Source organism: Microbacterium dauci (assembly GCF_030065535.1).
Classification (GTDB): Bacteria; Actinomycetota; Actinomycetes; order Actinomycetales; family Microbacteriaceae; genus Microbacterium; species Microbacterium dauci.
On the sequence record NZ_JASJND010000004.1, the window covers coordinates 125,681 to 140,772 of the forward strand.

Sequence of the window (15,092 nt, forward strand, 5' to 3'; positions counted from 1 at the left end):
GGCAGGCTAACCTGGAGGGACAGCTCCCCTCGGTTTGGACCCTCCGTGACCACTGCCGCTTTCGGCAACGCCGCGGCCGAGGCGCCGCGCGACCGCCCGACGCCCCCGCCGCTGCTGCGCGTGCGCGACCTCGCGGTCACACACGAAGGCGAAGACGCCGCGACCCCGGCATCCGTGACCTTCGAGGTCGCACCAGGAGAGGTCGTCCTCGTGCTCGGGCCGAGCGGATCGGGCAAGTCGACCCTCGCGCTCACGCTGAACGGACTCATTTCCCACGCCGTGCCCGCCGTCGTGTCAGGGCTGATCGAAGTCGACGGGCTCGACGCCGCGACGACGCCGGTCGCGACGCTCGCGCGCCACGTCGGGATGGTGTTCCAGGACCCCGACGCGCAGCTCATCACCGGCACGCTCCGCGACGACGTCGCCTTCGGCCCCGAGAACCTGCTGCTGCCCGTCGACGAAGTGCTCGCGCGCACCGAGCGGGCGCTGCGGCAGGTCGGTTTGTGGGAGCGGCGCGACGAGAACCCCGACCGCCTGTCGGGCGGCGGGAAGCAGCGGCTCGCGATCGCGTCGGCGCTTGCGATGGGGTCCGACCTGCTCGTCCTCGACGAACCGACCGCCAACCTCGACCCCGCCGGCATCGACGACGTGTACGACGCCCTCCGCACCGTCGTGGCCGACGGCCGCTCGATCCTGCTCGTCGAGCACAACCTCGACGCGGCGGTGCAGCTCACCGACCGAGTCGTGGTGCTCGACGCCGACGGCCGAACGGTCGCCGTCGGCGGTGTCGACGCCGTCCTGCGAGACCGCGCCGAGGAGTTGCACGACCTCGGCGTGTGGCTGCCAGTCTCGACGATGGCGGCGCTGTCGCTGCAGCGGGCCGGCTGGTCGTTCGAACGGATGCCGCTCACCCCCCTCGAACTGCGCGAGGCCCTGGAGGCTGCAGCGGCACCGGCGGGGTGGGCGCCGCGCGACAGCGTGCCGCGTGCAGGTGGAACGGGCGCATCCGGCGTCGACGGCGCCGAGAACGCGGCTTTCTCCCTGCGTTCGGCACAGTTCCCGCACGAGACCACCGCCGCGCCCGTCATCGACGTGCGGGGTCTCACCCTGCAGCGGGGCCGCCGGCCGGTGCTGCACGACGTGGCACTGCAGGTCGGTGCCGGGGAGTTCGTCGCTGTCGTCGGCGCGAACGGCGCCGGAAAGACGAGCCTCGTCCAGGCGATCGCGGGGGTGATCCCGCCGCCGCGCGGCACCGTCTCCGTGGGCGGTGCCGATCCCGCTCGCACGGCGCTGCGCGACCTGTCGCGCCGCATCGGCTTCGTGTTCCAGAACCCCGAGCACCAGTTCATCTCGCACACGGTGTTCGACGAGCTCGCGCACGGTCTCCGCGGCCGCGGCCTGCCCACCGACGAGGTGTGGGCGCGCACCATGGCGATGCTCGAGCGCTTCGGCCTCGCCGGCAAAGCCGACGTGCACCCCTTCCTGCTCTCGGGCGGGCAGAAGCGGCGCCTCTCCGTCGGGACGGCGCTCATCGGCGGCGCGCCGATCCTCGCGCTCGACGAGCCGACGTTCGGGCAGGACCGCGCCCGCGCCGACGAACTGCTCCGTCTGCTGCGGGAGCTGAACGCCGCCGGGACGACCGTCCTCGTCGTCACGCACGACATGCAGCTGGTCGCCGAGTACGCCCGCCGCACGATCGTCGTCGGTGACGGTCGGATCGTGGCGGATGCCGCCACCGCCGACGTCTTCGCCGATGAGGCGCTGCTGCGCGCACAGGGCCTCCGCCTGCCGCCGCTGCGCGCAGCACTGTCCGGGGTGACGCGGCATCCGCGGTTCGCGACGGTGACCGCCCTGTCGGAACTGGCGGGGGCGGACGCATGACCGCGGTCGTCGATCCGTATGCCGCGGCCGCGCCGTCGCGGCGGCTCCTCGTCGGGCTGAGCCCGCTCGCGAAGCTCGCCGGCCCCGTGCCCGCGATGCTCGTGCTCGTGTTCACCCGCGACATCGCCACGCCCCTCGTGTTCGTCGGGCTGGCGTACCTGCTGCTGCTCGTCGGGGCGCCGCTAACCCGCAAGGTCGGACTGCTGCTCGGTCTCGCTCTGCCGGCCGGCGCGCTGGTCGTCGGGCTGGGTCTCTCGCTGTGGGTCGATCCGATGAGGGTCGACGGCACGGCGACCCTCCTCACCATCGGCGGGTGGACCCTGCACCTCGGCGCATTGGAGATCGGCCTGGCGACCGGCGTGCGCGTCGCGGCGATCCTCGCGCTCGGTCTCATCGCGGGGCTCACCACGACGGGAGCGGAGCTCGTGCGCGCGAGCGTGCAGCAGCTGCGCGTGCCGTACCGCATCGGGTACACCGCGCTCGCGGCGTTCCGGTTCGTGCCGCGGTTCGCGTACGAGCTCGAGGTGATCCGCCAGGCACACCGCGTGCGCGGCGCGCACGGCGGCCGCGGCCCGTTCGCCGCGATCGCCCGCTGGTGGGGGTACGTCGTGCCGCTCCTGGCCGGTGCGATCCGCCACGCCGAGCGCGTCGCGCTCGCGATGGATTCCCGTGCGTTCGGCGCTCATCCGACCCGCACGGAGCGCACGGTCGTGCCGTGGCGCCGGCGCGACACCGTGTTCGTCGCCGTGTGCTGGGTGGCATCCGCGGGGATCCTCGTCGCCCTCTTCCCCTGGACTCCCTGATCCTCCGACCTGCGACAGAAGGATGCCGATGGCCCGTGCCAGCGCACTCGTGAAGCCCGAGGTGCAGGAACTCCTGCACCTGACCGTCCTGCGAACCGAGCGACTCGCGCCGCACTGGATGCGCGTGACCCTCGGCGGGGACGACATCGAACGGTTCACGCCCCTCGGGTACGACCAGTGGTTCCGCATCTTCCTGCCCATCGCGGGCGAGGCGGGCCTGGACCGCATTCCCGCGAAGGCGAACAGGCTGTTCGGCTATCTGAAGTTCCTGCGGATCCCCGACGGCATGCGCCCCGCGATGCGCAGCTACACGGTCCGCGCCTACCGCCCGGCATCCGAGGGTCACGGAGCCGAACTCGACGTCGACTTCGTCCTCCACGGCCACGGCGAGCACGCGGGCCCCGCCTCGAACTGGGCGAAGTCGGCGCAGCCGGGCGAGAGCGTCGTCATCATCGACGAGGGGCTCGGGTTCAACCCCGACCGCGGGGTGGGCGAGGTCGTCCTCATCGCCGATGAGACCGGCGCGCCCGCCGTCGCCGGCATCTGCGCGTCACTGCCCCCGACCGCCACCGGCGTCGCGCTCATCGAGGCCCCGAGCGCCGACGACGTGCTCCCGTTCGACGCGCCCGCCGGGGTCGAGGTCCGCTGGCTCGTTCGCGAAGCGGATGCCGCGCCCGGCAGCGCCGCCCTCGCCGCGCTCGAGCGGCTTGAGGTGGCATCCGATGCGCACCACTTCATCGTCGGCGAGCAGTCTCTGCCGACGTCGGCGCGGCGCCACCTCGTCGCGAACGGCGTCGACAAGTCGGCGATCAGCTTCATCGGCTACTGGCGCCTCGATCGCACCGCCACCGGCGCCCGCGCGACCACGGATGCGGGGCACTGACATGGGCAAGGTCACCACCGCCTATCTGCTGACGTGCGCTGCGATCGGCGTGGCGGGAGCCCTGCTGCTCGGCGGCGCCTGGGCGATCTCGCTCGCCCTGTTCGCCGCCGTCCCGTTCGCCTCGGTCGCCATCGCCGGCGTCTGGGTGCTGCCCGCGGTCATCGCACTGCGGCTGCTGAACCGTCCGTTCGCCGGCCTGCTCGTGGGGCTGTTGTCGGGGCTCGCGCTGTCGCCGTTCTACACGATCTCGGCGGTCGCCACGACGCTGTTCTGGTCGCTGTTCCCGGAGCTCCCGTTCCTCGTGGCGCTGTATCGCCGCTGGTCGACGTGGCTGCACTATACGGGCGCCGTCACGATCGGCATCGCCTACCCGCTGCTCGCAGCGCAGTCGTTCGACCTGTGGTCGATGACGCCGCCCCTCGTGATCGCCTTCATCGCTCTCTGCACGGCGAGCTGCGTCGGTGCCACCTGGCTCGGCATCGTCGTCGCCGACCGGCTGCGCGCCGCCGGCGTCGCCCGCCTGGCACGCCACCGCGTCCCCGCCGCCTGACGCACCGCGCCCAGCGTGGCGGGATGCCGCTGCACCGGCATCCACTTCCCTTCAGGTGGCAGAACACGCCGCAACCCACCCCACGAAGCGACCACACCTGCCACCCGAAGCAGCGCGCACCCCTCCCGCCGCGCGCGGGCCCACTGCTATGGTGAGGCCACCTTTCCCGAGGAGGCCGCGTGACCACGACACCCATCCATCTGGAACGGCCGGACGGGAAGGGGCTCGCGACCGGGACCCTGGGCCTGTGGGGCTCGACCGTCATCGGCCTCGCATCGACCGCGCCGGTCTACTCGCTCGTCGCGACGCTGGGGTACGTCGTGCTCGCGGTGGGAGGGCAGGCGCCGATCGCGTTCGTGATCGCGTTCATCCCGATGCTGCTCATCGCCTTCGCCTACCGGGAGCTCAACAACGCCGTCCCGGACTGCGGCACGACGTTCACCTGGGCGACGAAGGCGTTCGGGCCGTGGGTGGGGTGGATGGGCGGCTGGGGAGTCGCCGTGGCGGGGATGATCGTGCTCGCCAACCTCGCCCAGATCGCCTCCGTCTATTTCTGGGCGCTGCTCGGCCAGGAGTTCGACGAGCCGAACGACTGGCGGATCATCCTGGTCGCGGTCGCTTTCATCGCCGCGATGACCTGGGTCTCGTGGCGCGGCGTCGAGATCGGCGAGCGCATCCAGAACGTGCTCCTCGCCATCCAGTACCTGGCCCTCATCGTGTTCGTGATCGCCGCACTGACGCAGTTCTTCGCGGGCACCGCCCCGAACCCGACGCCGTTCGACTGGGAGTGGCTGAACCCGTTCGCCTTCGGCGAGTGGGGCGGGTTCGTCGAGGCGATCCTGCTGGCGCTGTTCATCTATTGGGGGTGGGACACCTGCCTCGCCCTCAATGAGGAGACGAAGGACCCGAAGCGCATCCCGGGCCTCGCGGCGCTGCTGACCTGCGTGCTGCTGCTGGTCACCTACGTCACCGTCACCATCGCAGCCATGATGTACGCCGGCGTCGGCGAGGACGGCACGGGCCTCGGTAACGAGGCGAACGCGGACGACTTCTTCCTCGGCATCCGCGACGGCCTGCTCGGCCCGTGGGGCTGGCTGCTGGTCGTGGCTGTGCTGATCTCGGCGGTCTCGTCGACGCAGACGACGATCCTCCCCACCGCCCGCGGCACCCTCGCCATGGGCGTCTACCGGGCGCTGCCCGCGAAGTTCAAGGACGTGCACCCGCGCTACAAGACACCGTCGTTCTCGACGCTCGTGATGGGGGTCGTCGCGACCGTCTACTACGTCGTGATGACGTCGCTGAGCGACGCGATCCTGCAGGACACGATCCTCTCGCTGGGCCTCGCGATCGCGTTCTACTACGCCATCACGGGGTATGCGTGCGTCTGGTACTTCCGCCACGATCTGTTCCGCTCGGGCCGCGACTTCGTCTACAAGGGGCTCCTCCCTCTGCTCGGCGCGCTCATGCTCACTTACGCCTTCGTCCAGTCCGCGATCGACATGCTCGACCCCGACTACGGCTACTCCGGCACGCTGCTCGGCGTCGGGTCGACGTTCGTCGTCGGGATCGGGGCGCTCGGCATCGGCGTCGTGCTGATGGTGATCTGGTTCACCTTCCCCCGAGCGAAGCGGTTCTTCCGCGGCGAAAGCCTCAACCGCGAGACCCCCGTGCTCGTGCCCGACGACTCCAGCTCCGTTCCCCGTTCCATCGACGGCGGCATCTGACCGCCGGAAGGACCACACCCCATGCGCATCCTCATCATCGGGGCGGGCGGTGTCGGCAGCGCCGCCGCTCGCATCCTCCGCCGCCGCGACTTCTTCGACGCCGTCGTCATCGCCGATTACGACCCGGCACGGCCGCAGGCGCTCGTGGACGAGCTGCGCGACGAGCGCTTCAGCGCCGCGCAGGTCGACGCGTCCGACGCCGGGTCGGTCGCCGCCCTCATCCGCGAGCACGGGGCGACGCACGTGCTGAACGCAGTCGATCCCCGCTTCGTCATGCCGATCTTCGACGGCGCGTTCGCCGCCGGCGCGACCTACCTCGACATGGCGATGAGCCTGTCGCAGCGGCATCCGGAACACCCGTACTCGGAGGTCGGGGTGAAGCTCGGTGACGAGCAGTTCGCCAAGGAGGAGGAGTGGACGGATGCCGGTCGTCTGGCGCTCGTCGGCATCGGGGTGGAGCCGGGGCTCTCGGACGTCTTCGCGCGGTACGCGGAGGACGAGCTGTTCAGCGAGATCGACGAGCTCGGCGTCCGCGACGGCGCGAACCTCGTGGTCGAGGGGTCCGACTTCGCGCCGTCGTTCTCGATCTGGACGACGATCGAGGAGTGCCTGAACCCGCCCGTGATCTACGAGGAGGGGAAGGGCTGGTACGTGACCGAGCCCTTCAGCGAGCCCGAGGTCTTCGACTTCCCCGAGGGCATCGGTCCGGTGGAGTGCGTCAATGTCGAGCACGAGGAGGTGCTCCTCATGCCGCGGTGGACGAAGGCGAAGCGGGTCACCTTCAAGTACGGCCTCGGCGACGAGTTCATCGAGGTGCTGAAGGTGCTGCACAAGCTCGGCCTCGACAGCACCGCGAAGCTGAACGTGAAGGGCGTCGAGGTCGCACCGCGCGATGTCGTCGCGGCTGCGCTCCCGGATCCCGCGACGCTCGGCGACAAGATGAGCGGCAAGACCTGTGCCGGCGTGTGGGTGACCGGCACCGGCAAGGACGGGCAGCCTCGGTCGACATACCTGTACCACGTTGCTGACAACGAGCAGACGATGCGCGAGGACAACTCCCAGGCTGTCGTCTGGCAGACGGCGATCAACCCCGTCATCGCGCTCGAGCTACTCGCGACCGGGGCGTGGTCGGGCACCGGCGTGCTCGGCCCCGAGGCCTTCGACGCGAAGCCGTTCCTCGAGCTCCTCGCCGCGCCCCAGCCCGCCGGCTACGGCTCCCCCTGGGGCATGCGCGAGCAGCCGCTGCCGCAACAGGGCTGACGAGAGAGTGGATGCCGCAGGCTGCGGCATCCACTCATCTGTCAGTGCTTCCCGACGATCTGGCGCGACACGAGGTCGCGCATGATCTCGTTCGTGCCGCCGTAGATGCGGTGCACGCGGGCGTCGAGGAACGCGCGCGCGATCGGGTACTCGGTGATGTACCCGTAGCCGCCGTGCAGCTGGACGCAGGTGTCGAGCACCTCGCCCTCGCGCTCCGTGGTCCAGAACTTGACCTTCGCCGCCTCTTCGGCGGTGAGCTCTCCGTCGTTGTAGAGCGCGATCGCGCGGTCGACGTAGGCCCACATGACGTCGACGGTCGTGACCAGGTCGGCGAGCGCGAAGCGCGTGTGCTGGAAGTCGGCGATCCGCTGCCCGAAGGCCTCGCGGTCCTTCGTGTACGCGATCGTCCACTCGACTCCGGCCTGCGCGGCGGCAGCAGCCGCGACGCCGATCGAGAGCCGCTCGAGCGGCAGATTCAGCATGAGCTGCACGAAGCCATGGCCCTCCTCGCCACCGAGCAGGTTCGCGTCGGGCACGAAGACGTCCGTGAAGCTGAGCTCCGCGGTGTCGTGCCCCTGAAAGCCCATCTTGTGGAGCTTCTTGCCCTGGTCGAACCCGGCCATCCCCTTCTCGAGCAGCAGCAGCGAGAACGCGTCGGGGCGGTTGCCCTCCCCTGTCTTCACGAAGGTGATGACAACGTCGGCGACGGCACCTGACGAGATGAACGTCTTCGCGCCGTTGACGATGTAGCCGCCGTCGACCTTCTTGGCCGTGGTCGAGATGCCGCGGAGGTCGGAGCCCGCACCGGGCTCGGTCATCGCGATCGCACCGATGACCTCGCCGGTCGCCATGCGCGGCAGCCAGTTCGCCTTCTGCTCGTCGGTGCCCATGTGCACGAAGTAGGGCACGGCGAGGTCGTCCTGGATGCCGAACGCGCCGGCGAGCGATCCCGCGCCGGCGCGGATGATCTCCTCGTGCACGACCGTGCGAAACCGGTAGTCCTGCAGCATGCCGGCGCCGCCGAACTCCTCGGGCACGGTCAGCCCGATGACGCCCGCCTCACCTGCGGCGAGCATCGTGTCGCGGTCGATCTCGCCCGCGGCATCCCATCGCTCGCGCTGCTCGTTCGTGACGTAGCGCTTGATGAAGTCGGTGACGACGCCCCGGAACGCCTCGTGGTCCTCGTCGTATATGGCGCGGTCCATCGCGCACCCCTTTCATGTTCACGCGACGCTGCGCTCGTGGCCGCGTCGCCACCGCCCATGCTACGCCGCAGGTGGGATCGGATGCCACGACCGATGCGACTGAGTGCCGGGCTGGCTTCACCCGTAGTCGGGCGCGGCGGGCAGGCCGAAGAACTCCTCGAGCGTCGTGTACCCGCCTTCGGCGTATGCGGCCGCGAGGTCGTGACCAACGAACCGCAGGTGCCAGGGCTCCGGCGAGTAGCCGGTCGTGTCGGTGTGCCCGTCTTCGTACCGGACGATGAAGCCGTATCGCCAGGCGTTCGCGGCGATCCAGTCCGACTGTGGCGTGCCGCCGAAGCCGTCGTGGTCGCCGCAGCCGGAGCCGTCGCAGGCGACGACGTCGACGGCGAGCCCGGTCTGGTGCTCGCTGTGGCCGGGCCGGGCGCTGCGCAGGTCGGCACCCTCCTGACCGCGGTTCGCGACGTGCCGCGCATAGGTGTCGACCTGGAAGTCGTAGGGCCGGAACCCGCTGCTCACCGCGATCGTCCCGGCACCGGCATCCGAGACGGCGGCCGACAGTTCGTCGAGCGCGGATGCGGTCTGGTCGAGCAGCCAGCCGCCGGCGATGATCCGCGTGGACTGCGGTCGCGCCTGCGGCACCGGCCAGTACTCGAGGGGATCGAGGGGCGTGCGCTTGTTGACCACGACCCACAGGCGGCTCGCATCGTGCAGGTCGATGCAGGGCGCGGCATCCGCCGCCACCGCAGCACGGAATGGTTCGCCACCCCCGAACGCCGCGACGATGTCGGCGTCGGAACCGCTCTCGAGCGCGGCGATGACCTCGGGGGTGTCGCAGGCTGCGGGCGCTGCGGGCTCGCTCGCCGCCGGCGTCGGGCTGCCGCCGGCAGCTTCGGGCGTCGCGCTCGCGCTGGACGCGGAGCGTTCTTCGGACCGCTCGGATGCCGCGGGCCCCGACAGCGCGCGCGGGACGAAGATCACGATCGTGGCGATCATCGCCGAGGTGAGCACGAGGATCACGAGCGCCCGACGCCGGCGGCGCGCGCGCAGGATTGCACGACGGCTCGGCGGTGTCTTCGGCATAGTTCCATCCTGCGGGCGGGGCGGGTCGGTGCCCGACATGCGAACATATGCTCGCATGTCGGTTGACACGGATTCGCTCATCTGTTCGAATGACGCAATGAGATGGAACGGGCAGTCGATCGCGGCGGCTGACGCCGACGCGCTCCCCGGCCTCGAGTCGCTCGGCGGGCTGGTGCGGTCGGTCACGACGCCGGAGTTCGCCGGGATGACCTTCCACGAGGTCGCCGCGAAGTCTGCGCTGAACCACGTGCCGAGCTCGTCGGCGATGCCGTTCTCGTGGACCGTGAACCCCTACCGGGGCTGCTCGCATGCTTGCGTGTACTGCTTTGCCCGCAACACGCACACGTACCTCGACCTCGACGCGGGCCGGGACTTCGATTCGCAGATCGTCGTCAAGGTGAACGTCGCCGAGGTGCTCTCGCGAGAGCTGGCGAAGTCCTCGTGGGGTCGCGAACCGGTCGCACTCGGCACGAACACCGACCCGTACCAGCGCTCCGAGGGCAGGTACCGGCTCATGCCCGGGATCATCGACGCGCTCGCCTCGCACGGGACACCGTTCTCCGTCCTCACGAAGGGGACGCTGCTCCGGCGCGACCTGCCCTTGCTGGCGGATGCCGCGACCGCGGTGCCCGTGCACCTGGCGTTCTCTATCGCCGTGCTCGACGAACCGTTGCGACAGCTGCTCGAACCGGGTGCGCCGACGTTCCAGGCGAGACTCGACACCGTGCGCGCGGCGACCGACGCCGGGTTCCGGGTGACCGGCTTCCTCATGCCGATCGTGCCGCACTTGACCGACTCGCAGGCGGTGCTCGATGACGCGATCGGTCGCATCGCGGCATCCGGCGCGGTGCGCGTCGTGTTCGGTGCACTGCACCTGCGACCGGGGGCGAAGGAGTGGTTCTTCGGGTGGCTCGAGCGCGAGCGGCCCGACCTGCTCCCCCGCTATCGCGGGCTCTACCCGGGCGTCTCGTCGTACGCGCCCATCGGATACCGCAAGCTGCTCAGCGCGCGGGTGCGGCCACTGCTGCGGAAGCACCGGGTGGCCGGTCGCGCCGAAGAGGAAGGGCCGACTCGGGGGTCGAGCCTGGGACCGGTGCAGACGACGGGGTCGGTGATGAAGGCGGCGACGCGCGAGCAGGCCGCGGCGATGCTGTTCTGACGCTCAGGCGGTGACGTTGGCCACGGCGGCAGCCGCAATCGGCACCAGCTGGTCGGCGCGAAGCGGTGCCGCGAAGGCGAGCCAGGTATCGCCGACGAACGCGTAGACCGTCGTCTCCTGCGCCGTACCCATCTGCTCCGATGCCGAGAAGGCGATGTCGGCACCCTCGAGCAGGATCGGTTCGTACGCGTCCGAGGCGCCGAATGCCGTGACGAGGTCGGCACGGACCGCCTGCTCGATCCGCATCGCGTACCCGGCGACGACGTCGTCGGAGGTCGTCTCAGGATGCCACGCGCATGCCAGCGTCTCGGCGGCTTCGGCCGCTGCGGCTCGCGCCGTCGGTCCCGGCAGTTCGTCCGCCGGGCTGCCCGGTGCGCCGTCATCCACCCACGACTCGTCGAGGATGCCGCCGATCGTGTCGACCGTCAGCATGCCGTCGCAGGTCGAGGGAAGCGCGATCGTCGGTGCCTCCGGGAGCGCCGCCGTGCTCGGCGACGTGCTGGGAGCGCCGGCCGTCGGCGCGGCATCCGGAGTCGACGCGGCGCACCCCGCGAGGGCGAGCAGTGCGGCCGCACCCAGGGCGAGGGCGGTGAAACGTCCAGTCGCGCGAACCATGCGTCGAGCGTACGCGCTGCGGTCCGCTCAGTCGTCGGCGATGAGCCGCTTGCCGGCGAGCGCCGATGTCTCCCACGCGTAGTCGAGCGTGTCGTAGAACGCGCGGGCGCCGGTGTTGCTCTCGCGGACCATGAGCATGACCTTCGGGCAACCGAGCGCGATGAGACGGTGCTCCGCCGCTTCGACGAGCGCGCGGCCGATGCCCTCGCCGCGCCGATCCGGAGCGGATGCCAGGTAGTACAGCCAGCCGCGATGCCCGTCATAACCGGCCATCACGGTGCCGACCAGCTCGGCGCCGTCCACCGCGACCAGCAGCAGGTCGGGCCACGTCGCGCGGGCGCGCTCGAGGTCGCGCAGCGGGTCGTTCCACGGACGGGTCAACCCGCACGTCTCCCAGAGCGCGACGACGGATGCCACATCGGCGTCGACTAGCGGGCGGAGGGAGACGGGCATGCGCTCAGGCTAGCCGGGCTCCCGGGCGCGGCATCCGCTCGCCGCATCATCCCGAGTGGCCCCCTTCGTGCCGAAAGCGCCCCTCCCGCAGGGTGCAGAAGGGGCGCTCTCGACAACACCGGGCGCACTCGGCGCACGGCGGCGGGGATCAGCGGTCGACGTTCGACGCCTGACGGCCGGCGATCTCCTCGATGACGTCGTCGCCGATGCGCGCCTCTTCGAAGGGCGCGTCGATCTCGGCGCGGTCGAGCATCTCGGTCATCTTGCGGCGGCGCTGACGGGTGATGAGCGTCACCACCGTGCCCGAGCGACCGGCGCGGCCAGTGCGACCGGCGCGGTGCGTGTACGTCTTGTACTCGTCGGGCGCGTCTGCCTGGACGACCAGGTCGATGTCGTCGACGTGGATGCCGCGGGCCGCGACGTCGGTCGCGACGAGCACCCGCACCTTGCCGTCAGTCAGGCGCTGCAGGTTGCGCGTGCGCTTGGCCTGGTTGAGGTCACCGTGGAGGGCGACAGCCGCGATACCGGCATCCTCGAACTGCTCGGCGAGCATCTCGGTGTACGCGCGCGTCCGGGCGAAGACGAGCGTCTTGCCGTCGCGGTCGACAAGGGATGCCAGGATCTCGGCCTTGTCGCGGTGGTCGATCACGAGCACGCGGTGGTCGATGGTGCTCGACTCCTGCGTCTCGCTGGCGACCTCGTAGACGGCCGGGTCGACGAGGAACTCGTCGACGAGCGCGGCGACCTCGCGGTCGAGCGTGGCCGAGAAGAGCAGCTTCTGCGCACCGTCCTGCACGAGGCGGAGCAGGCGCTGCATCGGCTCGAGGAAGCCGAGCTCACTCATGTGGTCGGCCTCGTCGAGGACGACGATCTGGATCTCGGACAGGTCGAGCTTGCCCTGCGCCTGCAGGTCTTCGATGCGGCCCGGGGTGCCGACGATGATGTCGACGCCCTTCTTGAGCGCGCCGACCTGGCGGGCCTGCGGCACACCGCCGTAGATCTGCGTGGTGAAGAGGCCGACGCTGCGCGCGAGGGTCTGCACCGTGCGGTCGATCTGCAGCGCCAGCTCGCGGGTCGGCGCGAGGATCAGCGCCTTCGGCGAACGGCCGAACTCACGACGCTTGCCGGCCTGCGCGCGCAGGATCGACTCGACGAGCGGTGCGCCGAAGGCGATCGTCTTGCCGGAGCCGGTGCGGCCACGGGCGAGGACGTCGCGTCCTTCGAGGATCGGGCCGACGGTCGCGGCCTGGATCGGGAACGGCGACGCGGCGCCCATGTCCGCGAGGGTGCGGACGAGGTTCTGGCCGAGCCCGAGGTCGGCGAACGATGCCTGCTCGACGGTCGCGGCGTCGACGGCCTCGGCCTGCAGACGCTCGTGGACCACGTCGACGCGCTGCTCCTGCGCGTTCGTCTCGGCGTTCCAGTTCGAGCGGCTCGGGCCGTCGTTCCGGCGCGGCCGGTCGTCGCGGCGGGGACGGTCGAAGCCGCCACGGTCGTCGCGGCGGGGACGGTCGTCGAAGTCGCGACGCGGGCGGTCATAACTCCGCACATCCTGGCCGGAACGGCCCGAATCGGCGCCGCGCAAGGTCCGACGGTCCGAATCTGAGGAGTTGCGAACCGGACGGCGGTCGTCGCGGTCGAAGCGGGGGCGGTCGTCACGGTCGAAGCGGGGGCGGTCGTCGCGCTGCGGGCGGTCGAAGCCGCCGCGGTCATCGCGACGCGGACGGTCGCCGAAGGTGCGGTCGCCGCGACCATTCGGACGGAAATCCGAGCGCTCACGACCGGAATCGGCGCCCTGACGGCGGTCACGGTCGAAATCTCCGGAGTTGTTGCGGCGCGAGCGGTCGTCGAAGCTCCGCGCAGGACGGTCATCACGGCGCGGGCGATCGTCGAAGGAGCGGGCCGGGCGGTCGCCGAAGTCGCGACGCGGACGGCTGTCGCGGTCGCCGAACGAGCGCTGCGGGCGGTCGTCACCGTACGAACGGCGCGGCCGGTCGTCGCCGGCGTCGCGGCGGGGGCGCTCGTCGCGGTCGAAGCGGCGGTCGCCGCGGGCCTGCGAGCGGATGCCACGGGCTTCATCACGGCCGGCGCGGTCCGACGCGGTCCAGCGACCCTTCTGCGGGGCGCCTTCTTCGGGCGCGCGGTAGCCGCGGTGGTTCGGGCTCTTGCTGCCGGCGGTGCCGGCGGACGACTGGCCGGGGCGGCGCTTGGCGTCCTGGTACGACGTCTTCTTGCCGTAGCGCGGCTCGAAGTTCTGGGCGCGGCCGCCGGCCGGCTTCTTGTTCTTGGGCATGCGTGTGTCCTTTTGAGTTCTCGCACGAGAACAGCGCTGCGCGCACGCGCAGACATACCCGGACTTCCGTCGGCCGGGGGCCATTCCAGTTACTGGTTCTGAAACCGCGGATCGGGTTTCGAGATCGGCCCCGAGGACTCACAGGTGCTTGCGCTCACGCGCAGTGTCCTCCGCCGACACGATCAGTGTACCGGCCACACCTGGGAGCACGCCTGGCGCGGATACGCTGGCCTAATGACCGCCGATCCCACCGGAGCCCGCTACCGCCTCGCCGAAGGCAACGTCACCGCGGAGGTCTCGCAGGTCGGCGCGGCGCTGCGCGCGCTGACCGTCGGCGGAGTCGACCTGGTGCCCCGCTACCCCGACGACGCCGTGACGCCCGCAGCATCCGGGATCGTCCTCGTTCCGTGGCCGAACCGCATCCGCGACGGCAAGTGGAGCGACGACGGCGAGGAACGCCAGCTCGCGATCACCGAGCCGAAGTTCGGCAACGCGTCGCACGGGCTGCTGCGGTTCACCCCGTATCGGCTCGTCGAGCAGGGAACGGATGCCGTGACACTGGCGGCCGACGTCGTGCCGCAGACCGGCTACCCGTACCACCTCGACACCCGCGTGACCTATCGGCTGACCGCCGACGGCATCCATGTCACGCACACGATCGTCAACGTCGGGGCGGGACACGCGCCGGTCGCGCTCGGCACGCACCCGTACTTCCAGATCGGCGACGTCGACACCGCCGACCTCTCGCTGCAAGCTGCCGCCGAGACGTGGTTCCGCCTCGACGACCAGAACATCCCGATCGCCGAGGAACCCGTCGACGCCCAGCGCGACCTGCACGAACTCCGCCGAGTGGGCGGCCTGTCGCTCGACGGCGCGTTCGCCGGATTGCCGAGGGATGCCGCGGGCCACGCGACCGCAGCGCTGGTCGCGCCGGACGGTCGACGCCTGACGGTCTGGCTCGGCGACGGGTTCGACTATCTGCAGCTGTTCATCACCGACCGCTACCCGGGGCACGACGTCGCCGTCGCGATCGAGCCGATGACCGCTCCCGCGAACGCGTTCAACACCGGGCAGGGTCTGCGCCGGCTCGCCCCGGGCGAGCGCTGGGACCTCGAGTGGGGCGTGCGGTTCGAGCGCTGACGCTCATCTGACCGTGACCGCCGTGACACACCGGCGGCGCACAATG

The 15,092-nt window shown here is 70.9% G+C and carries 13 protein-coding genes; 8 read left to right on the forward strand and 5 right to left on the reverse strand.

All coding sequences use genetic code 11. From position 1 onward, the window contains the following. Window positions 1-45: 45 nt before the first annotated feature. The 6 genes from QNI14_RS05565 (at window position 46) to QNI14_RS05590 (ending at window position 7,101) form a co-directional block, all read left to right on the forward strand. The gene (locus tag QNI14_RS05565) at window positions 46-1,881 is read left to right on the forward strand and encodes an ABC transporter ATP-binding protein (RefSeq protein WP_283715417.1); all 1,836 of its coding nucleotides are present in this window, start codon (window positions 46-48) and stop codon (window positions 1,879-1,881) included. Continuing rightward, the gene (locus tag QNI14_RS05570) at window positions 1,878-2,684 is read left to right on the forward strand and encodes an energy-coupling factor transporter transmembrane component T (protein ID WP_283715419.1); all 807 of its coding nucleotides are present in this window, start codon (window positions 1,878-1,880) and stop codon (window positions 2,682-2,684) included. The genes QNI14_RS05565 and QNI14_RS05570 overlap by 4 nt, the downstream gene beginning before the upstream one ends. 28 nt (window positions 2,685-2,712) lie before the next feature. Next, entirely contained in the window at window positions 2,713-3,567 is an 855-nt protein-coding gene (locus tag QNI14_RS05575) for a siderophore-interacting protein (protein WP_283715421.1), read from the forward strand. Beyond that, the gene (locus QNI14_RS05580; RefSeq protein ID WP_283715423.1) at window positions 3,554-4,117 is read left to right on the forward strand and encodes an ECF transporter S component; all 564 of its coding nucleotides are present in this window, start codon (window positions 3,554-3,556) and stop codon (window positions 4,115-4,117) included. Before QNI14_RS05575 ends, QNI14_RS05580 begins: the two co-directional genes overlap by 14 nt. A gap of 179 nt (window positions 4,118-4,296) precedes the next feature. After that, window positions 4,297-5,841 carry an APC family permease gene (locus tag QNI14_RS05585; protein WP_283715424.1) on the forward strand — a complete coding sequence of 515 codons (1,545 nt, stop codon included), beginning with the start codon at window positions 4,297-4,299 and terminating at the stop codon, window positions 5,839-5,841. A 21-nt stretch (window positions 5,842-5,862) separates the two neighbouring features. Then, complete coding sequence (locus tag QNI14_RS05590; RefSeq protein WP_283715425.1) at window positions 5,863-7,101, forward strand: saccharopine dehydrogenase family protein; 1,239 nt, start codon at window positions 5,863-5,865, stop codon at window positions 7,099-7,101. A 41-nt stretch (window positions 7,102-7,142) separates the two neighbouring features. Here the strand turns inward: QNI14_RS05590 and QNI14_RS05595 are convergent, their stop codons facing one another. Both QNI14_RS05595 and QNI14_RS05600 read right to left on the reverse strand, forming a co-directional pair. Then, window positions 7,143-8,306, reverse strand: coding sequence for an acyl-CoA dehydrogenase family protein (locus QNI14_RS05595; RefSeq protein ID WP_283715426.1), 1,164 nt, complete (start codon window positions 8,304-8,306; stop codon window positions 7,143-7,145). 117 nt (window positions 8,307-8,423) lie between these two features. After that, window positions 8,424-9,386, reverse strand: coding sequence for a M15 family metallopeptidase (locus tag QNI14_RS05600; protein ID WP_283715428.1), 963 nt, complete (start codon window positions 9,384-9,386; stop codon window positions 8,424-8,426). A gap of 97 nt (window positions 9,387-9,483) precedes the next feature. On the opposite strand from QNI14_RS05600, the gene QNI14_RS05605 reads away from it, so the two are divergent. Next, on the forward strand, window positions 9,484-10,545 hold the full coding sequence (locus QNI14_RS05605) for an Rv2578c family radical SAM protein (protein ID WP_283715429.1): 1,062 nt from the start codon (window positions 9,484-9,486) through the stop codon (window positions 10,543-10,545). Window positions 10,546-10,548: 3 nt separating this feature from the next. Here the strand turns inward: QNI14_RS05605 and QNI14_RS05610 are convergent, their stop codons facing one another. From QNI14_RS05610 to QNI14_RS05620, 3 genes are all read right to left on the reverse strand, one after another. Beyond that, window positions 10,549-11,160: a hypothetical protein gene (locus QNI14_RS05610; protein ID WP_283715430.1), complete on the reverse strand. Its 612-nt coding sequence runs from the start codon at window positions 11,158-11,160 to the stop codon at window positions 10,549-10,551. Between the two features lie 27 nt (window positions 11,161-11,187). After that, window positions 11,188-11,613 carry a GNAT family acetyltransferase gene (locus QNI14_RS05615; RefSeq protein WP_283715431.1) on the reverse strand — a complete coding sequence of 142 codons (426 nt, stop codon included), beginning with the start codon at window positions 11,611-11,613 and terminating at the stop codon, window positions 11,188-11,190. A 148-nt stretch (window positions 11,614-11,761) separates the two neighbouring features. After that, entirely contained in the window at window positions 11,762-13,906 is a 2,145-nt protein-coding gene (locus QNI14_RS05620) for a DEAD/DEAH box helicase (RefSeq protein WP_283715432.1), read from the reverse strand. 234 nt (window positions 13,907-14,140) lie between these two features. Between QNI14_RS05620 and QNI14_RS05625 the strand changes: the two genes are divergently transcribed. Beyond that, window positions 14,141-15,046: an aldose 1-epimerase family protein gene (locus QNI14_RS05625; RefSeq protein ID WP_283715435.1), complete on the forward strand. Its 906-nt coding sequence runs from the start codon at window positions 14,141-14,143 to the stop codon at window positions 15,044-15,046. The last annotated feature ends 46 nt before the right edge of the window (window positions 15,047-15,092 follow it).